Raw genomic sequence first — 19676 nt, 5'->3', positions numbered from 1 at the left:
GCTCAAAAGGCGAAGCGCTTGGTCACAAGCACGTCCCCGGACCAGTTGTCGCCGTCGTAATTGGAAATGTTCGATTGCTGCAGATAATATTCTCCGCCGACCTGGAGATTCACCTGACCGATCGCGTCCGGCAACGTGCCGCCAGCCGCCTCGGCGATGGTGGAAAGCGGCAGGCCATAGGCAAGACGGGCGCGGTAGCGATCGTCCTCGCGGGTGACGCCCGGCAGCACGGCCGTATCGGGCCGGTCGTAGACGATGCGCCAGTACCAGACATCGGCCGTCACATACTGACCCTTGCCGAGCAGGATGAGATCGCGGGCATGCAGCTCGACGCCGTCGTAGCTGTAGCTGCCGCTGGAGGCGTTCTTGTTCAAGAGATACGCATCGCCGGTCACGGTCAGCCACGGGACGGGACGCCCGGTCAGCCCGCCGCCGCCCTTGAGGAGCCAGCCATCGCGGGCGCTGCCGACCGTGCTGTAGGAGGTGCGGTCGTAATCCTGCCACAGGGCGGCGAACTCGGCGAAAGCGTTCAGGTGCGGATTGATGCGGTAGGTCGCCGCGAGAGAGGGGCCGTATTCGGTGTAGAACAGCTCCCCATCAAGCGCATAGGCGCCGAAGCGCGCGGAGGGCGTGACCGCGAGATCGCGGAAATGGAAGGTGGCCCCCGCCCTGCCGTGACCGGTGACGAAGCTCGCCTCGCCCACATCGAACTGCTCGTTCAGCCAGCCGCTGCCCTCCACGAAGAGGAGGTCGCCGCGCCCATTGGCAAGGACGTGCTCCAGCCGCATGTCGATGGCGGCGTTGAAGGCGCCGTCGACGCGCTCCTTCGCCGTCAGCGGCACCAGCGTGCCGGCGGTGAAGCCGGTATCGGCGGAGGAGGCAAAGGAGGGATTGCTGTCGATGCTGCCGCCGACCGAGACGGAGCCGGTCAGGCGGGTCGAGCGATCACCGGCGCGCACCAGAGCGAGATAGCGGGCGACCTCGTTCGCGGCGCCGGCGCCGAGCGGCCTTTCCTGCAAGATGAGCAGCTCGCGCTCGGCGCCCTTCAGGTCGTCGAGCCGGTAAAGGACGACAGCATAGAAGAGCCGCAGCTCGTCCCAGTTCGGCTGGAGAAGGAGCAGCCGCTCCAGCGCTCCGGCCGCCTGCTCCAGCTGACCGCTCTCCGCCTGCTGGCGGGCATAGGCGTAGTTGAGGGCAAGATCATCGGGGTTGGCGAGGAGGTCCTCGTAGGAGACGAGGTTCGCCTTCCCGACAGGAACCTCGCCCTGTGCCATCGCGGCGGCGGAAAAAAGACAGCTTCCCAGCAAGATTGCATCGCGCAGAGTACGCCTCACCCCGAACATCACCCCTCGCTGCGCATATCGTTGTTGTAGTTTGGAGAAGTTCGCGTTTTAGGGACGCAAAGGCTAGGGTCGTTAGCGCCCCGGGTGCCGAAAAATTAACGTTTCTGAAAGTCTGTGACGGAAATGGCACGCAGACGGAAGATCAGGCAGCGCCGTCGACTTGCCGCCATCTGGGCGGCGGGATTTCTCGCCATGTCGATCGTGATCGCGCTCGGCACGGCCGGCGCCGGTCCGATGGAACGGCTGCGTTCCCTCGTCTTCGACAGCTACCAATGGCTGAAGCCGCGCCAGAGCGCCGGCGCCCCGGTCGTCATTGTCGATATCGACGAGGCCTCGATCGCCGCGCTCGGCCAATGGCCCTGGCCGCGCAGCCTGCTCGCCCGGCTGGTGGACAATCTCGGCGCGGCCGGGGCGGCCGCGATCGCCTTCGACATCGTCTTTCCCGAGCCGGACCGCACCTCGCTGGAGAACGCCGTCGCGGCCCTGCGCAAGGCCGGGGGGAGCGTGGAATTGCCGGAGAGCATGGAGGGTTTCGACAACGACCGGAGCTTTGCGGCCGCGATCGGCCGCAACCCGGTGGTGACGGGCCTCGTCTTCTCGCAGGAGAGCAGCGGCAGCCCCCCTGCCCCCAAGGCCGGCTTCGCCTTCGGCGGCACCGACCCACGCAGCTATCTTCGCCCCGTCGGCGGGGCGCTCGCCAACCTTGCCGAATTCGACCGGGCAGCGAGCGGGATCGGCTTCTTTTCCTTCCCGCCGGCGGCGGACGGGGTGGTGCGGCGCGTGCCGGTGGTCGAAGCTTCCGGCGGGGCGCTTTATCCGCTGCTCGCGGTGGAAGCGCTGCGCGTCGCGCAGGGCGCGGGCAGCCTCGTCATCCGCTCCACCGGCGCGAGCGGCGAAGCCGAAACCGGCGAGCCGGCGATGACCGCGCTCAAGGTAGGCGCCTTCGACGTGCCGACCGGGCCGGAGGGCGGCCTCTTCCTCTACTATTCCGGCGCCGGCCCGGAGGCGCGGCTGCCGGCCGCCTCCGTGATCAACGCCAATGCGGGCGAAGACGGGCTTCAGGACGCCATCGAGGGGCGCATCGTCCTCGTCGGCACCAGCGCCGTCGGCCTGCGCGACCTCGTGGCCACGCCGCTCGCCAGCGGCGTTCCCGGCGTCTTCGTCCATGCCGAGGCGATCGACCAGATTCTCGGACAGACCTACCTGGCCAGGCCGGACTGGGCGCCGGGGGCCGAGTTCGTCCTCGCCATCACCCTTTCTCTCTTCGTGCTTTTCCTCGTCCCCTATGTCGCCCCCTCCATCGGAGCGCTCGTGACGCTGCTCGTGGCCGCTCTCATCGGGGGCATTTCCTGGTTCGCCTTTGCCGATTACCGGCTCCTCATCGATCCGATCCTGCCGGCAGCCTCCGTCGGCGCCACGCATGTCGCCGCGACCGCCGTCCTGCTGATCGTGACGGAGCGCGAGCGGCTGTTCGTCAAGGCGGCCTTCTCGCGCTACCTCGCGCCGGCGCTGGTGCAGCGGCTGGCCGACGAGCCGGAGCGGCTGGCGCTCGGCGGCGAGACACGCGAGCTGACCATCCTGTTTTCCGATATACGCGGCTTCACCAGTCTTTCGGAAGGCCTCGACCCCCAGGCGCTGACGAAGCTCCTCAACGACTTCCTGACGCCGATGACCGATATCCTGCTGGCCGAGGATGCGACGGTCGACAAGTATATCGGCGACGCCATCATGGCTTTCTGGAACGCTCCGCTCGACGTCGCCGAGCACCGCCGGCGGGCCTGCGTGGCGGCGCTTGCGATGCTGCAGCGCCTCGAAGCGCTCAATGCAGAGAATGGGGCAGAGAGTGGGGCAGAGAGTGGGGCGAAGGGCGGGCGGCGGATCGAGATCGGCATCGGGCTCAACACCGGTGACTGCTGCGTCGGCAATCTCGGTTCGCGCACCCGCTTCAACTATTCGGCCATCGGGGATGCGGTGAACATCGCGGCGCGGCTGGAGGGGCTTTGCAAGCAGTTCGCCCTGCCCCTCATCCTCTCCGAAGAGACGGCGGCCGGGGCGGAAGGGATGATGCTCCTGCCCGTCGACCGGGTGCGCGTGGTCGGGCGGGCGCAGCCGCTGCAGCTCTTCACCATTCTCGACGAGACCGACATTGAAGAGCCCGCCCGCTATGAGGCGCTGAAGGCGGTGCAGGCGGAGATGCTCGCTCTTTATGCCCGCGCCCAGACCGAGCCCGCGCTCGCCGCCCTTTCGCGGCTCCGCACCCTCGCGCCGGACAGGCTTTGCGGCCTCCTCGACGTCTACGAGGCGCGGCTTTGCGGCTTCCGTGCCGAGCCGCCTCCACCCGACTGGGACGGGGTCTTCACGGCCGCCGAGAAATGAAGCCGCCTAAGGTCTTTTTGCGCCCCGAAGCCGCAGAGAGGCCGGGAAAGGCGGAACCCCGCCAAAGAAAGAGGTGTTCTTGTGAAGGCGGCTGACTATCGAAGCCGAGAAACCAAGAAAGGACCCCGGCATGTCGGTCGGAACCATACTCCTCATCATTCTCATCCTCATTCTCATCGGCGCGGTGCCGACCTGGCCCTACAGCCGTGGCTGGGGCTACGGGCCGTCGGGCATCGTCGGCGTCATTCTCGTCATCCTCATCATCCTGCTCCTGATGGGCCGCATCTAACGCAAACGGAAAGATCAGGCGCGGATTGGTCGCATCGCCGCCGCGCTTGATCACCCTCTCGCCGGCCGCCATATCTGGCCGCGCAAAAGCGCCCACGGCCCGAGAGAGAGACGATGCGCCATTCCAGCCGCCCGATTGTTGCAGCAGCCCTCGCCACAGGGCTCCTCACCGCTTCCTCCGCCCTCGCCCAGGACGCCTTCGACCCCGCAGCGACCTTCAAGACGAAATGCGCCATGTGCCACGGCACGCTGGCGCCGAAGAAGGAAGAGATGGCGGCGCTCAACCTCGATGCCTTCAAGACGCATATCGCCGAGCACCAGCCGACCGGCGGCATGGTGGAGAAGCTGACGGCGCCTGAAATCGAGGCGCTGCACGCCTTCCTGCAGGCGGACTGAGCACGGCCGCGCCGCAGAGGGCGACCGGCCGCCGCACTTCCGGCACCCCCCTTTCCTCCATACCTATCCTTCGAGACAGGGCGATGCGGGGGGCGCCTCGCCGCCCGCGGCACGAAGCGAGGATGCGATGGGACGTGGGGCATGGATCGGAGTGCTGGTGCTGGGCGGCGTCCTCGGGCTTGCCGCAGCCGGCGTCACCACCGAAGTGGTGCAGCGGACCGGCACCAACGAATTCTGCGTCGCCTGCCACGAGATGAGCTGGCCGCAGGAGACCTATGAAAAACAGGTCCACTTCTCCAACCCGGTGGGCGTGCGCGTTCCCTGCATCGCCTGCCATGTCGACGAGCATCCTTGGTACGACCTGCTTCTCGGCAAGGCGAGCGCCGGCGCGCGCGACGTGTGGGGTCATCTCACCGGCAAGCTCTCCACGCGCGAGGCCTACGAAGCACAGCGCGCCGAGCTGTCGCAGCGCGTGATCGACCAGCTCACGGCGAGCGATTCGGCGACCTGCCGCAACTGCCACTCCTTCGCGGCCATGGCGTTCGACAAGCAGACGGAAGCGGCGAAGGCCACCCATCCGCAGGCCGAGCAGGCCGGCGTCACCTGCATCACCTGCCATCAGGATATCGGCCACGCGCCGGCCGAAAGCGCGGCCGCGGAGCCGCAGGACGCCGCCCGCCTTGCCGAGCACCTTTCGCGCGTGCAAGCCTCGGCCGACTAGCCCGGCGCCGCCTGGGCGCTGCCGGGACGACACCGATGCCTTTGAACCGACGCACGGGGAACCGACGCCCGGGGAACCGACGCACGGGGAACCGACGCCCGGGGAACCGACGCCCGGACGCCGCGAGGCGCCTCGTAGCCCCTGCCCTGCCGGCCGCCGCCACGGCGCCCTGCCGCGCCGCCGCGCGGGCCTGAGCCATGGCCGGCCATCTCGATTCCGACACCTGCGTCGAACTTGCCTGCGAGGCCGTCTTCGACATGGTGGCGGATGTGGAGAGCTATCCACAGTTCCTGCCCGGCTTCGTCGGCGCACAGATCGTGGAGCGGCGCGGGGACGACCTCGCGGTGATGCAGGAGGTCGGGCTTCCCGGCTTTACCGTCCGCTTTCTCAGCTACGCGCATTTCGACCGGCCGAGGCATCTTCTCATCCGCTCGCGGGAAAAGCCCTTTCGCGAGCTCCGCCACGAATGGAACTTCGAGCCTCTCGGGCCGGCGCGCACGCGGGTGAAGATGCAGGTCGACTTCATCCTCGCACCCGGCTTTCTGGGGGGCTTCAAGGAGGCGCTGGTGCGCCAGTTCTTCGCCCGCTCGGTGGAGGCCTTCCATGCCCGCGCCGAGGGCCTCGCGGCGGCGCGCAGGGCCGGATGAGACAGATCGGCCCGGGGCGCGGGCGCGCGCCATCCGCCTCGCTTGACGGGGAAGGCCCCCGACCGTATATCCCACGCCGGTTCGCGGGCGCTTCGATGCGCCCCGCGCCCTTGAGGCGGCCCCTTCTGCGGAAGCCAGGCCCGCCCGGTTGGCGGAGTAGCTCAGCTGGTTAGAGCAGCGGAATCATAATCCGCGTGTCGGGGGTTCGAGTCCCTCCTCCGCTACCACCCTCGCGCGACCGACAAGCTCCCTCTATGCCATCACGCCCTACCGGCACCGACGTCCCGGCCTGAAACGCAGGTCAGTCGTCCCAAATCGGACCTTTGCAGCAGCAAGGACAAGCGACCCGGAGGAGAGGCGCCTGTGCGAGCGTTCTGCGATTACCCGAGGGCGAGCCACAGGCGGCACGACCCGGACTTGCGCGGGACCGCAGAGGTCATTGCGATGGCTGGCCGGGTGGAAAGCTGTCCGCCAGCTTCGAAGGCGAAAAGCCGCTGAAGCCGACGTTGCGCGGCACGCTCCGGGTCAGAAGCGCTTCTCGAAGCGGAACATGCCACCCTCGTCCGGGAAGTTCTCCTCGGTCGGATGGTTGGGGTCCGGGTGACGGGCGTGGTGGTACTCGACGATGTGGAATCCGCAGACATTGACGTAGAAGTGGATGTTGCGCTTTTCGAAATACGGCGTGTGGGTCGTCCAGAGCTCGGTATCGGGATAGCGCGCCTCGATCGCGGCCCAGGCCTTGCGGCCGATGCCGCGGCCAAGTTCGTCGGCATGCACATAAAAGAGGTCGAGTGCGTTGTGCTTCGTCTGGGCGTCGATCGTGACGATGGCCCCGCCGACCCATCGTCCGTCTTCGAGGATGCGGTGAACCACGGCGTTCGGCGCCTCCATGGAGGCGGTGACATCCTCGTCGGACGGTATCGGCGCCTCGCCCTCCGATCCGAACGTTTCCACGACGGCGATCGTGAAGGCGTCCCTGAGATCCTTGCGGAAACGCGGAAGATCGGCCTCCGTGGCAACGTCGAGGCTGATGTGGCCGTCGCTTGGATTGGCAGTCATCGAAGGTCTCCGGGAGGGGCAGCAGAGGCAGAGTTCGCGAACGAGCGTGGCGTGTGTACCGGGAATTAGGCGGGCGTGGGGCGTGCAAGTCATGGTTCGGCCGGTGCCGGGCTCGCTTCGACCGGGCGCCTGGCCCGAGTTCGGCGAACCGCATCCCGAGCGCTGAGAAGACCGCCACGCCGGTGCCGGCGTCCGACCGCGCCCAGTGACGTCGTGAAACTTATGGAGTCAATCGGCCTGGGCGGCGTCGCCGAACACGCGCTCGACCAGGCGGCACGCCTGTTGGCGCTTCCTGCCCAACCGGTGTCATCGGATGGCTTGGCGGCACCCTACCCTCGACCGGCTCACGGCGCTCGCCGCACGACGGCGTTCGAGCGGATCAACCCCGGCAATCGATTCGGGTGCCTGGCGGGCGATCCACGCACGATACCGGCCCGCAGCTCGTTTCGCCGCGCTACACGGACTCATTGGCCAAAGGGCGCACGTCCAGCCGGCCGGCGCGAAAGAAATCCGAGATATCCCGCTGCATATGGGCGCGCGGATCGTAACAAATCGACAGAATTCGCGCATCCTCATCGCTGACCGAGATATACATATGCCCCATGGAGCTGTCGAAATACAGGCTCTCTCCAGCCGTCAACCGCGTCGGCGCATAGAACTCGGTGAGGACATCGATCGCACCGGAAAGAACATACACAAACTCTTCACCCTCGTGCTTATTCCAGTCCTCGAAATCTTCGGAAGCGCGGGCGAGAACGACCATCTCCAGCGGGATCATCTCCTTCTTGGACATGTCCGTCGCATGGGCCCGGTAGATGTACTGCCGCGAGCCGAACTCGGACCCGTCGGGAGCGCGGGTAATCGAGCGCCGCCCCGGAGCGAACTTCTTGTGCTCAGGATTGATGATGTCTTCGATCGGCATGTCGAGGCCGTCGCAGATGCGCTTGAGCGTGTGATAGGAGACCGACACCTGCTCGTTCTCGATCTTGGAGAGCGAGGAGCTCGCAACGCCCGTCTTCTGGCTGACGGCCGCCAAAGTCAGGCCCCGCCCCGTGCGCCATGCGCGCAGGCGCCGACCGAGCCGGCTTGCCGAATCGTCGTTCTTCGCCGCCACCGGCGTGTCCCTAGTCTTCATGCGGTATCCCCGATCTAGTTCTTGATCATAAAGGAATCTGCCTTCTCTCGAAAGACGTTTACCGGACGAAACATGTGCGGATCACGGTCTCTGCGCCTTGACGCCGGCAACGACCAGGACCGAATATGAATTTTCAATATTTAGATTCAATCGGTTAAATAGACCGACCGCGACAAAATCGGACAGCGGACCGATTTCGCAAAGCGCTTGAAACTCCCCTTCTCATATTGCATATCGGAAAAATCGGCCATAAATTTAGCGTATTGGAAAGAGCCCGGGGTATCATGTCCATCCCGCGACCGGAAATTCACTTCGTATCCAATAGCTTACGCATGAAGGACGCGCCCTATGGCGCGTTGAAGCGCTATATCAGCCGCGCAGCAGCGGAGGAGGCGTTCGGCGAGATTTCGGGTTGGAACGACTATCGGCCCACGCCCCTGCTCGACCTTCCCGGTCTCGCCGCGGCATGCGGCCTGTCGAGCATTCGCTGCAAATACGAAGGAGACCGGTTCTCCGTGGGCAGCTTCAAGGCGCTTGGCGGAGCCTATGCGGTCTCCAGAGCCCTTCACGCCGAAGCCGCCCTGCCCGTCAGTCGCCCGCTCTCTTCGATCACCGTCGCCACGGCATCGGACGGCAACCATGGCCTGTCGGTCGCCTGGGGCGCACGTCAGGCCGGCTGCCGGTGCGTCGTCCTCCTTCACGCCGGCGTCTCCACCACCCGGCAGCAGCTGATCGAGGCTCAGGGGGCCGAGGTGATGCGGATCGATGGCACCTACGACGATTCTACCCAGACCGCTGCCCAATTGGCCAAGCAGAACGGCTGGCTCCTCATTCCCGATACGGCTCCCCAGATGGACGTCGCCCCCCTCTGGGTGATGGCGGGCTACGGCACCATGATCATCGAGATCGAGGAGCAGTGCCATCCGACCTTCGAGCCGACCCATGTCTTCATCCAGGCCGGATGCGGCGGGCTCGCCGCCTCGATCTGCGGGCTCCTGCGCGAGAAGGACAATTCGCCCGTGTCTCCCATCTTCGTCGTCACCGAGCCCGACAAGGCGGACTGCCTCTACAAGTCCGCCGTGGCCGGTCGGCCCGTCGTGGCCGAAGGCGACCTGGACACGATCATGAGCGGCCTTTCGGTCGGCGAGGTCTCCACCCTGGCATGGCCCGTGCTAGCCCAGGGAACGGATTTCTTCATGACCATCCCCGACGAGATGGCGATCTGGTCGATGCAGGCAATCACGGCAGGCGCTTTCGGCGATCCGCCGATGGAGATCGGGGATTCCGGCGTTGCCGGGATGGCGGGCCTGATGGCGGCGTGCGCCGATCCGGCAGCACGCGAGGCCATGAAGCTCGGCCCGGACAGCCGGATCCTGGTGATCGCGACCGAAGGGCCCGTCGACCGCAAGAGCGTCGAGGCGCTGCTGGCACGCGATCTGACCGGAAAGGGCTATCCGACGTTGGCCGAGCTCGGAGACATCGACGCGCGATGAGACAGGCAGTGGCTGGCGGGCACCCCTCGCCCAACGCGGCAACCAGGACGTGAGCCCCGTGAGCTGGACCCTTGGCATCGATGTCGGCGGCACCTTCACCGACGTGTGCGCCTATGAGCCCTCGACCGGCCTCACCCACTACCACAAGCGGCCCTCGACGCCCGCCAATCCGGCGGAAGCCATTCTCGCCGGCATCGGCGAGCTGTGCGCGGCGACCGGCCTGCATCCGCGCGACATCGGCCGCATCGCCCACGGCACCACGGTCGCGACCAATGCCCTGATCGAGAAGCGGCCCTGCCGGGTTGCCCTGATCACGACGGAGGGGTTTCGCGATCTCCTGGAGATCGGCCGGCAGGTCCGACCGAGCATCTACGATCTGCAGAAAGACAACCCGCCGCCCATCGTCCCCCGCCATCTTCGCTTCGAGGTCGCCGAGCGGGTGACGCGCGGCGGGCGCATCGTGCAAGCGCTCGAAGACGCCGAGATTGCCCGGGTCGTCGCCCAAGTGGCCGCGGCCGAGCCGGATGCGGTCGCGGTGTGCCTGCTGTTTTCCTACCTTACGGACGCGCACGAACTAAGGCTCGGCGAGGCTCTTCGCCGTGCCATGCCGGAGGTGGAGATCTCGCTCTCCTGCGAAGTCAGGCCGGAGTTCCGCGAGTATGAACGCCTCTCCACCACCGTGCTCAACGCCTATCTGCAGCCGATCATGCACACCTATCTCACCCGGCTGGAAGACGGCATCGAGGAGACCGTCGGGCCGGTTCCTCTCGGCATCAACCAGTCGAGCGGCGGACTGATTTCCGCTGGCCGCGCCCGCACCTTCCCGATCCGCACGGCGCTGTCGGGACCTGCCGCGGGCGTTGCAGGAGCGGTCCATCTCGCCCGGCAGATCGGTGAGCCGAATGCGATTACCCTCGACATCGGCGGGACTAGTTCGGACGTGGCGCTCCTGCGCGGCTTTTCCGCCAGCACCATCCACGAGCGCTGGGTCGAAGGCTATCCGGTGCGCATGCCCTCGGTCGATATCGATGCGATCGGCGCCGGCGGCGGCTCGATCGCCTGGGTCGATACCGATGGCCTGGTCAAGGTCGGACCGCGAAGCGCCGGGGCCGTCCCTGGCCCGGCCTGCTACGGACGCGGCGGCACAAAACCGACCGTGAGCGACGCCAACCTGTTTCTCGGGCGCCTGTCCGCCGACGGCCTCCTGAGCGGCAGCATGCCGATGCAGGTGGACGCCGCAGCGGCCGTCATCGCCGAACTCGCCAAAGAGACCGGCCTTTCGCAGGAATGGGCCGCGCTCGGCATCATCGATATCGCCGTTGCCAACATGGTGCGCGGCATCCGCGCCATCTCCGTCGAGCGCGGCCACGACCCGCGCGACTTCACCCTGATCGCCTATGGCGGCGCGGGGCCGCTTCATGCCGCGTCCGTGGCACGTGCGCTCGGCATTCGCAGGATCATGGTGCCGCGCCATCCGGGCCTCTTGTGCGCCCAGGGCCTGATCGTCGCCGACCAGCTGGAACATTTCGTGCGGACCGTCCACCTGCCCCTCAACGACGCGCTCGCCGCGGCGCTGGCACCGGTGCTCGCCGAGTTGCGGATGCAAGCGGAGGAGTGGTTCAGCGCGCAAGAGGTCGAGCCCGGCGACGCCCATACCGAGACCCGCCTGGAGATGCGCTATCTCGGCCAGAACTTCGAACTCGCCGTGCCTTTCTCGGGCAAAGGCGACGATGATCCCGCCGCCCTCGAAGAGGCCTTCTCGGCCGCTCATGACGAGGCCTACGGCTTCCACAATCCCGGCGCGCCGATCGAGATCACCAGCGTTCGGATCGCCGCCTCAGGCAGGCACCATCGCGACATGGAGCCGGCACAGGCCGCATCGGACACGGCGGCCACACCGACGCCGATCGCGTCCCGGCCGGTCTGGTTCGACCGCTCCGGTGCTGTCGAGACGGCGATCTACGACCGCGCCAAGCTCGCATACGGCCATCGCATCGAGGGACCGGCGATCATCGAACAGCTCGACACCACGGTCGTCGTGTTTCCGAAGGATGTCGCCTCGGTCGATGCCCGCCACAATCTCCTGATCGAGGTGAGTGCATGAGCCAGCCGCCGGAGCTCGACCCCATCACGCTGGAGGTCATCCTGAGCGGCCTGCGCTCGGTGACGGACGAAACCTACATCGCGCTGATGAAGAGCGCGTTTTCCACGAACATCAAGGAGCGCAACGACCACTCCACCGCCCTGATCGATCCGGCGGGCCGGATGATCTCGCTCTGCGAGCGCTCGCAGCCGATCCATCTCAGCTCCATGCTGGGTCTGACCGGAGCGCTGCTGCGCAAGTACGACCTCGATGCCTTCCGGCCCGGCGACATCTTCGTCTCCAACGACCCCTACACCGCCGACGGCTCCCATCTGCCGGATGTGGCCCTCTCCATGCCGGTATTCGTCGACGGCGAGCTGCTCTGCTTCATGTGCAATATCGCCCATCATGCCGACATTGGAGGCATGGCGCCGGGATCGATGTCCGGCGGCATGACGGAGATCTACCAGGAAGGGCTGCGCATCCCACCGGTGCGCCTGTTCAACCAGGGTGAGGTGGTCGCAGACATCTTCGACCTTCTGCTCCTGAACGCCCGCGTGCCGGACGAGCGGCGCGGCGACTATTATGCGCAGATCGCCGCCTGTAAACTCGGCGAACGGCGCATCAAGGAGCTTGCGGCGACCCACGGACGGGGACACCTCGCCACCGCCTTCGACCAGCTCATCGAGCGAACCCACGCCCGGATGCTGAAGGCGATCGCCAACGTCGCTCCCGGCGCCTACCGCTTCGAAGACGTCATGGACGACGACGGCTTCGGCGCGGCGGCGATGCCCATCGCCGTCGAGATCACCGTCGGCGACCCTGCCCTTGGCGGCCGCATCCGCTGCGACTTCGCCGGCTCGTCGCCGGCCGTGCTCGGCAACATCAACGTCCCCTTCCGGGCGCTGCAGTCGTCGATCGTCTACGCGGTCCGTGCCCTGCTCGATCCCGACGTGCCGAGCAACCAGGGCATGCTCGACGCGATCGAGATCGACGCGCCAGCTGGCTCCATTCTGAACGCCGCCTTCCCCGCCGCCGTCGCCGGCCGGGCGAATACCTGCCAGCGCGTCATCGACGTCGTGCTCGGCGCCCTCGCTCCGGCTCTGCCCGAGCGTGCCGTCGGCGCCGCCAACGGAGCGAACACCGCCGTCATCTTCTCCGGTACCGACGGCGAGACCGGGCGAAGCTACGTCTATCTCGAGACGGTCGGCGGCGGCTTCGGTGGCCGCGCCACCAAGGACGGCAAGGACGGGGTGCAGGTGCATCTCATCAACACCTCGAACCTGCCGGTCGAGGCGATCGAGACGGAGTATCCTCTGCTCGTGGAATCCTACGGCTTCGTGCCCGATTCCGGCGGAGCCGGCACCCATCGCGGCGGCCTCGGCCTGCGCCGCGTGATCCGGCCCGTCGACCACACCACCACGTTCACCGGGCAAGGCGAGCGTTTCCTCACCCCACCATGGGGTGTCTTCGGCGGCGCATCGGGCGGCACCGGCGGCTTCAAGCTCCGAAAGGCCGACGGCACCGTCTGCGACATGCCGACGAAGCCCGGCCTGACGCCGATCACACCGGACCAGGCGCTCATCGTAGAGACGGCCGGTGCCGGCGGCTACGGCCCGCCCGAGCGACGCTCCCGCGAGAAGCGCACCGAGGATATCAGCTCGGAAAAATTCAGCCCCACCTTCATGGCAGAGCATTACGGCAACGATTGATGAGCGATCCTGCAAAGACGTCCAGCCCGGCCGAAGGCCCGGAAAAAGTCCTGATCATCGGGGCGGGCATCATGGGCCTCAGCCTTGCCTGGGCGCTCGCCCGACAGGGGATTTCCGTCGAGGTCTTCGACCAGGGACCGATCCCCAATCCAGTCAGTTCGTCCCACGACGAGCACCGCATCAACCGCCACGCTTACGGCAAGCTCGGAGGATACGCTCGGCTCATGCCGCAGGCCTTCAAGGCGTGGGATTCCATGTGGGCAGATCTCGGTGTCAGCCACTACGAGCCGACTGGCGGGGTCTACGTCCTGCGCCATGAGGACGGCTGGTACGATTCCACGAAGGCCCAGCTCGACGAGCTCGGCGTTGAGTTCAAGGATCTCCCGCGCGATCAGCTTGCGGCCCGATTCCCGATGCTGGAGCCCGACGGCATCGAGCGCGCCGTGTTCGTCGGCGGCTCCGGCCTGCTGTTTCCGGTCCGCATCCTCACCGACCTCGTCGTCCACCTCAGCGAGCTCGGCGTGCGCTTCCACGCCCACACCAAGGTCCACGAGGTCGACCCGGAGCGCGGCGTCGTCACGACCGCCGGCGGACATTTTTCCGGCGATACCGTGGTGGTCGCGGCCGGTGCCTGGATCGGCCGCCTGGTTCCCCAATTCGCAGGAAGCGTGACGCCGTCACGTCAGGCTGTCCTCTATCTCGCCCCTCCCCCCGACATGGCCAGGGCCTGGCGCACCGCGCCCGTCATCGTCGTGCGCGAGAAGGATGCAGGCCTCTACGCGCTGCCGCCGCGCCGGGGAACGCGTCTCAAAATCGGCGATCATCGTTTCTCGCTGACCGGCGACCCGGACGAGGATCGCGCCGCGACGGCGGACGACATCGCACCGGTCTGGGATGCACTTGTGCGCGCCTATCGCGACATGGACGCCTACACGATCATCGACCCGAAGGCCTGCTTCTACACCGTGACGCCGGACGAGGCGTTCAAGGTCGCGGCCCTGGGGGCACGCGGATGGGCTGTCAGCGCCTGTTCCGGGCACGGCTTCAAACTCGCCCCGCTGATCGCGTCCGGCATCGCCGCCGGCGTGCGCGGGGTCGTGACGAGTGACGACGTTTCGGAATGGGCCGCCGCGCGCGCACCCGATCGCCTCAAGCTGTTCGATTGACGCGGCGAACATCGACGGCCGAGCGCAGGTTGCGCGGAGACCGGGTCATCGTCGATCCCTAGTGGGTCGGTGCCTCGGGCGACGAGCGCTACCCCGAACAAGCGGCTGGCCGGAGCCCCACTTGCGAGCAGCCGCTCAGAAGCCGGCGACGACGCCGTCCCGGCGCGGGTCGCTGGCTCCGACGAGCACGCCCCTTTCGTGGTCGATCTGGATGACGTGGCCGCCCCCCAAAGGGTGTGCCGGCCGCACGATGCGATGTCCGAGCCTTTCGAGTTCGCGAGCGAGCTCAGGCGAATTGGTCGTCTCCAGCTCCAGCGGCCCGGTCTGGCAGAGGCTGCGCGGCCGGTTCAGCGCTTCCTGCGGATCGAGCCCCTCGGTAAGCATTGCGTGCAGCACCATGGCGTGGCCGACAGGCTGATAGTGGCCGCCCACAACGCCGAAGGAGAGGCTCGGCCGGCCATCCTTCATCACCATGCCCGGGATGATGGTGTGGAGCGGCCGCTTGCCTGGCGCGACACAGTTCGGATGGCCGGGCGCGACCTTGAACCCGGCCCCGCGGTTTTGCAGCAGGATGCCGCTGCGCGGTTCCACCAGCGTGCTGCCGAAATCCGAGAAGATCGAGGAGATCAGACTGACGGCGAGCCCGTCGCGATCGACGACGGTGACGTAGCTCGTGTCTTCGTGCGCCGGCATCATCTGAGCGAGGGTCGGTCGCGTGCCGGCATGGGCGCGGTCGATTTTGGTCGCAAGCTCCGCGATTGTCTCCTGGGAAAGCCACCTTTCGACGTCCATCGGCGCGACGTCCGGATCGGCCACCAGTTCGTCACGCACCGCAAAGGCGATCTTGCTCGCCTCCGCCAGCAGATGGATGCCTTGGGCGCTGTCCAGCGTGTCCGAGCCCAGAAGCCGTTCCAAGAGCCCGAGGATGATCAGTGCCGCGACGCCCTGCCCGTTCGGCGGACACTCATAGACCTGGTGGCCGCGAAAGTCCCTTGAGATCGGCTCGACATACTGGCCGCGATGGTCCGCGAAATCGGCCGATTCGTGAAAGCCGCCGAGCGCCCTCAGATAGGTGACGATGTCCTCCGCGACGCGTCCCCGGTAGAAGCCGTCGGCTCCGTTTGCGGCGATGTCGCGAAAGGCGGTCGCGAGGCCCGGCAGATGGTGAAGGCTGCCGGCCACGGGAGACGTTCCGTCGGGCCGCAGATAGAACCGCGCAGCGTTTTCCTGTGTGGCCAGCAGAGACGCGCCCTTGGCCCAGTCTTGGGCCACTCGCCGCTGCACGACGTAGCCGTTTTCGGCATACGCGATCGCAGGCGCGAAAAGCCGTTCGAGATCGACCGCGCCGAAGTCTGCGTGAAGCCGGCACCAGGCTTCAACCGCCCCGGGAACGGTGACGGCATGGGGGCTCGTTCGCGCGATCTCCGCCGTGCCCGCCGCCAGCAACCGCTCCGCCGAAAGCCCCTTCGGCGCGCGCCCGGAGCCGTTGTAGGCGAGCGGCGCCTCACCTGGCCGCGCCACGAACGCGAAACAGTCCCCGCCGAGCCCGCACTGGGAAGCTTCGACCACGCTGGTGACGGCGATCGCCGCAATCGCCGCGTCGACGGCGTTCCCGCCGGCGCGCAGGACGTCATATCCGGCGAACGTCGCCTGGGGCGTCGCTCCGATGACCATCGCTTCGGAGGCGATCACCGACCGCCGGCTGGGAGACTGGAACCACTCGTCACTGAAATCGACCGTCATGGGCGGGTGATAGCAGAAAAGATGTCGGACTCCACCGGGAATTTCCTATGCGAAACATTGCCGATTTATGTGAAATTCAGATTGGCAGCCTAGCCCGCCATTCTGGCCCGCTATCTAGCCGAAACATCACATTTTCTCAGAGATTTTTCCCCATCCGAGCGACCAATCGCAGCCATTCTAGATGCAAGATTAATTTCTAGAATGACATTTGTTTTCGTATGTGACGTCCCGATCGATCCCCCGACCGAAGGGACGAGGAATGGGGCCGCGGCTTTCCATCCCAGCGCATCATCCTGCCCCAGGGGATCCGCATCCTCGCCCCCCGGCAACTTCTTCGCGGAAGCCGGATTTCCCCAAGGCTCTAGAACAGCACGCGCGGTAGCCAGAGCACCAGCTCGGGGAACGCCACCAGGATGGCGCCGGCCAGGCAGGTCAGCAGGAAGAACGGGAAGGCCGCCCTGGCAAGACGCCCGAGGCTCAGCCGGGTCAGCCCCTGGAGCACGAAGAGATTGAAGCCGATCGGCGGCGTGATCAGCCCGAGCTCCGTCACCACGATGAGAAAGACCCCGAACCAGATCGGATCGTAGCCGGCGGCCGTCACGAGCGGCAGAACGATCGGCAGGCTCATCAGCATGATGGAGATGCCGTCCAGGAAGCAGCCGAGCACGATGTAGAAGACCGCCAGCAGCAAGACGAGCTGCAGCGGCGAAATGTCGAGGGAGCCGATGGCCGCGGCGACGTCCTGCGGCACGTGCATGTAGCCCATCGCCGCCGACATGAAGCTCGCAGCGGTCATCAAGGTGAGGATCATCGCCGACGTCCGCACGGTGCTCATCAGCGCCTGGACAAAGACGGCGAAGGTAAGCTGACGACCCACGAGCGCCAGCACGATGGTGGCGGCAAGTCCCATCACCGCCGATTCCGACGGCGTCGCAATCCCGGTGTAGATGGTGCCGAGAACGATGAACACGAGCAGCATTACCGGGGCGAGATCGACGAGGCCCCGCAGCCGGTCTCCCCAGGAGGCCCTTTTTGCGGGTGGCGCCTTCGACGGATCGAACCAGCAGCGCACCACGATGTAGCCGCTGTAGAGCACCGCCAGCAGCAGACCGGGAAAGACGCCGGCCGCGAACATCTTGGCGACCGAGACCTCCGCGATCACGCCGTAGATGATCATGTTGATCGATGGCGGAATCATCAGGCCGAAGGTCCCGGCCCCGGCCAGCGAGCCCAGCGACAGGTCGCGGTCGTAGCCGCGCTCGTCGAGCTCGCCGATGGTGATCTTCCCGATCGTCGCCGCCGTCGCCACGCTCGAACCGCTGATCGCGGCAAAGATGGTGCAGCCGCCCACATTCGCGTGCAGCAGACGCCCGGGCAGACGCTCAACCCAGGGCGACAGCCCGCGAAACAGCCGGCGAGCGATATCGGTGTGGAAGATCAGCTCGCCCATCAGAATGAAGAGCGGAATGGCCGAAAGCTCCCAGGAGGACGCGCTGCGCCACATCACCTGGGACATGATCGCACCGATCCGGGCCGGGTTCATGTCGACCACGAAGAGCAGGCCGAGCGTGCTGACGAGCAGAAAGGCCGAGAACAGCCAGGCTCCGCTGCCGAGCAGCACGAACATCAAGAGGATGATGAAGGCGGAACTATCGAATATTTCCAATACCGGCGCTCCCGCGGCGCTCTGTCGCCGCCGCAGACACTATTGAATGCCACTCTCAGCATGGGGATCGGAGTCGGGCGCAATCTGGCGCAGACCGATGCCCAGTCCGTAAGCGAAAACCTGGAGCCAGAAGACCGCCAGGCCGATCAGCATCACCCCCGTCGGAATCCATTGCGGCATGTTCGACATCGTCCCGCTGGTGTATCCGCGCGTGAACTGTCGTTCGACGTTGACGAAGAAGTAGCGGATCAGAAATGCGGTCACGGCGAGCGTGGCGAGCACGAGCAGAATCTCGAGAAGAATGCGGGCGAGCGGCCAGCGGGCGAGCGGCTGCAGCAACAGGTTCACCCGCAGGACATCCCCTCGCTCGAACGTGTGACCGAGCGCCAGGAAACCGATCGCGGCCACCAGATAGCCCACGACCTCGTTCATCATGAAGGTCGAGGTTGCGAAGAACGTCCGCAGCGTGATCTCGAGGAGAATAAAGCCGGCGATGAGCAACACGCCCATCGCCGCCAGACACGCACTGACCAGGGAAAGAAGGCTGACGCCGCGCCGAAAGAGCAAGACCGCGCGGTTAATCAAAAGACACCCGGTTTCACAGGCCCGATGCCTTCTTCTCGTAGAGGTCGAGGACCATGTCGGCCTGCGGTCCGAAGCGCTCCTTCCAGTCATCGATCGCCGGCTGGGAGGCCTCTTTCAGTGCGGCCTTGAACTCCGGTGAGACCTCCTCCACCACATCAACGCCGAGTTCGCGCATCTTGGCGACGTTGCCGGCCACGGTTTCCTTGGCGTTCGACCAGCCGTAGTCCTGCGCCTCCGCGGCAGCGGTCAGGAGCACGACCTGCAGTTCCTCGGAGAGATCGGAGAAGGCATCCGCGTTCACGTGCACCATGTCCACGCCCACCGTGAAGCCGACGGCGGAAAAGCTGGTCAGACCCGCTTCCGGAAACTTGGCCGAAAGGCCGCCATCGTCGGAGGTCAGCACGCCGTTGATAGAGCCGGTGGAAAGGGCCGGCAGCGTGTCTGCCCAGCTCAGCTGAATGGCATCCGCACCCGCACGCTTCAGCGTCTGGGCGGCGGCGAGATCGACCACGCGAACCCTCAGTTCCTTCAGGTCGTCGACCGATTCGACGTTCTGCTTCGCCCAGAAGCCCTGCGGGGTCCACGGCGCGGTGAAGAGAATGAACTGATCGTTCTGCCGCATCTTGCTGTTGTAGAAGGGCCGCATCACGTCATCGAGCGCCTTGGCCTCGTCCAGCGTGGACTGCAGGAACGGCAGCGATTGCATCTCGAAGATGGGATAGATGCCGTTCATGCGGTTGAACGGCGTGTCGGCGAGCTGCAGCGCGCCGTCTTCGACCGCCGTGTAGTGGTCGTTGGCCTTGAAGCCGAGGGCACCACTATAGTGGACTGTGATCTCCATCTGCCCGTCCGACAGCTCTTTCACGCGATCGGCGAAGTAGGCGTCTGCACGGCCGGGCAGCGACGTCGGTCCGTACTCGGTGGAAAGGTCCCATTTGACCACGTCCGCCGCCAATACAGGCGTCGTGGAAAGCAGTGCGCCGATACAAAGCGCACCTGCCGATGAAACGATCGCGCGCATATTCGATCTCCCGACTGGCTCTTCTCTGCTACGATCCCCAAACGATATCAAATTTTCCGAACAGAGAAAGAGTTTCTCATGCACAAATTTATGACGGATATGCAGAAAATTGAGGCAAGCGCATCTTGGAGCTGGCTGCGCTAAACCGGCACCGCCCGAGCGCGAGCCGACCGGGTCCAGCCATCGCCGAAGCGTCGATCGGGCGCTGCGCAAAGCCATTTCCGATCCAGTGGAATCTCCCG

General features: G+C 66.1%; 16 protein-coding genes and 1 tRNA gene. 10 read left to right on the top strand and 7 right to left on the bottom strand.

What is annotated here, in order from left to right; translation table 11 throughout:
- Positions 1-2 precede the first annotated feature (2 nt).
- Positions 3-1307, bottom strand: a complete 1305-nt coding sequence (locus tag CLD20_RS16410; protein WP_224407744.1) for a hypothetical protein — start codon at positions 1305-1307, stop codon at positions 3-5.
- Between the two features lie 159 nt (positions 1308-1466).
- Between CLD20_RS16410 and CLD20_RS16405 the strand changes: the two genes are divergently transcribed.
- The 6 genes from CLD20_RS16405 to CLD20_RS16380 all read left to right on the top strand — a co-directional run bounded on the left by CLD20_RS16405 (position 1467) and on the right by CLD20_RS16380 (position 5998).
- The gene (locus CLD20_RS16405; protein ID WP_304504367.1) at positions 1467-3719 is read left to right on the top strand and encodes a CHASE2 domain-containing protein; all 2253 of its coding nucleotides are present in this window, start codon (positions 1467-1469) and stop codon (positions 3717-3719) included.
- 130 nt (positions 3720-3849) lie between these two features.
- The gene (locus CLD20_RS16400) at positions 3850-4008 is read left to right on the top strand and encodes a DUF3309 family protein (protein WP_224407743.1); all 159 of its coding nucleotides are present in this window, start codon (positions 3850-3852) and stop codon (positions 4006-4008) included.
- A 113-nt stretch (positions 4009-4121) separates the two neighbouring features.
- Positions 4122-4403 (top strand): hypothetical protein, encoded by a 282-nt coding sequence (locus CLD20_RS16395; RefSeq protein WP_224407742.1) that lies wholly within the window; start codon positions 4122-4124, stop codon positions 4401-4403.
- Between the two features lie 127 nt (positions 4404-4530).
- Positions 4531-5124 carry a NapC/NirT family cytochrome c gene (locus CLD20_RS16390; RefSeq protein WP_224407741.1) on the top strand — a complete coding sequence of 198 codons (594 nt, stop codon included), beginning with the start codon at positions 4531-4533 and terminating at the stop codon, positions 5122-5124.
- Positions 5125-5321: 197 nt separating this feature from the next.
- Complete coding sequence (locus tag CLD20_RS16385; protein ID WP_224407740.1) at positions 5322-5771, top strand: type II toxin-antitoxin system RatA family toxin; 450 nt, start codon at positions 5322-5324, stop codon at positions 5769-5771.
- 150 nt (positions 5772-5921) lie between these two features.
- A tRNA-Met gene (locus CLD20_RS16380) sits at positions 5922-5998 on the top strand.
- Positions 5999-6296: 298 nt separating this feature from the next.
- Here CLD20_RS16380 and CLD20_RS16375 read toward each other — a convergent pair.
- Together CLD20_RS16375 and CLD20_RS16370 are read right to left on the bottom strand one after the other, a co-directional pair.
- Positions 6297-6830, bottom strand: a complete 534-nt coding sequence (locus tag CLD20_RS16375) for a GNAT family N-acetyltransferase (protein WP_224407739.1) — start codon at positions 6828-6830, stop codon at positions 6297-6299.
- Positions 6831-7284: 454 nt separating this feature from the next.
- On the bottom strand, positions 7285-7944 hold the full coding sequence (locus CLD20_RS16370; RefSeq protein WP_224407738.1) for an XRE family transcriptional regulator: 660 nt from the start codon (positions 7942-7944) through the stop codon (positions 7285-7287).
- A 353-nt stretch (positions 7945-8297) separates the two neighbouring features.
- Here CLD20_RS16370 and CLD20_RS16365 point away from each other — a divergent pair, with 353 nt between their 5' ends.
- From CLD20_RS16365 to CLD20_RS16350, 4 genes are read left to right on the top strand one after another with little or no spacing between them, the layout of a single operon-like run.
- Positions 8298-9458 carry a diaminopropionate ammonia-lyase gene (locus tag CLD20_RS16365; protein ID WP_224407737.1) on the top strand — a complete coding sequence of 387 codons (1161 nt, stop codon included), beginning with the start codon at positions 8298-8300 and terminating at the stop codon, positions 9456-9458.
- 58 nt (positions 9459-9516) lie between these two features.
- Positions 9517-11562, top strand: a complete 2046-nt coding sequence (locus CLD20_RS16360) for a hydantoinase/oxoprolinase family protein (protein ID WP_224407736.1) — start codon at positions 9517-9519, stop codon at positions 11560-11562.
- Positions 11559-13253 (top strand): hydantoinase B/oxoprolinase family protein, encoded by a 1695-nt coding sequence (locus CLD20_RS16355; RefSeq protein WP_224407735.1) that lies wholly within the window; start codon positions 11559-11561, stop codon positions 13251-13253. The genes CLD20_RS16360 and CLD20_RS16355 overlap by 4 nt, the downstream gene beginning before the upstream one ends.
- Positions 13253-14419, top strand: a complete 1167-nt coding sequence (locus tag CLD20_RS16350; protein WP_224407734.1) for an FAD-binding oxidoreductase — start codon at positions 13253-13255, stop codon at positions 14417-14419. Before CLD20_RS16355 ends, CLD20_RS16350 begins: the two co-directional genes overlap by 1 nt.
- 135 nt (positions 14420-14554) lie before the next feature.
- Here CLD20_RS16350 and CLD20_RS16345 read toward each other — a convergent pair whose 3' ends face one another.
- The 4 genes from CLD20_RS16345 to CLD20_RS16330 form a co-directional block, all read right to left on the bottom strand.
- Complete coding sequence (locus CLD20_RS16345; protein ID WP_224407733.1) at positions 14555-16162, bottom strand: gamma-glutamyltransferase family protein; 1608 nt, start codon at positions 16160-16162, stop codon at positions 14555-14557.
- A 361-nt stretch (positions 16163-16523) separates the two neighbouring features.
- Complete coding sequence (locus tag CLD20_RS16340) at positions 16524-17828, bottom strand: TRAP transporter large permease (RefSeq protein WP_224407732.1); 1305 nt, start codon at positions 17826-17828, stop codon at positions 16524-16526.
- Between the two features lie 39 nt (positions 17829-17867).
- A complete protein-coding gene (locus CLD20_RS16335) occupies positions 17868-18332 on the bottom strand; it encodes a TRAP transporter small permease subunit (RefSeq protein WP_224407731.1) in 465 nt (154 codons plus the stop codon).
- A 94-nt stretch (positions 18333-18426) separates the two neighbouring features.
- The gene (locus tag CLD20_RS16330) at positions 18427-19434 is read right to left on the bottom strand and encodes a TRAP transporter substrate-binding protein (RefSeq protein ID WP_224407730.1); all 1008 of its coding nucleotides are present in this window, start codon (positions 19432-19434) and stop codon (positions 18427-18429) included.
- Positions 19435-19676 lie beyond the last annotated feature (242 nt).

Origin of the sequence: Afifella sp. IM 167 (assembly GCF_020144925.1) — a bacterium.
Taxonomy (GTDB): Bacteria; Pseudomonadota; Alphaproteobacteria; order Rhizobiales; family Afifellaceae; genus Afifella.
Note: the sequence above shows the minus strand (reverse complement) of the source record. Positions and strands in the feature narration are given on the sequence as shown.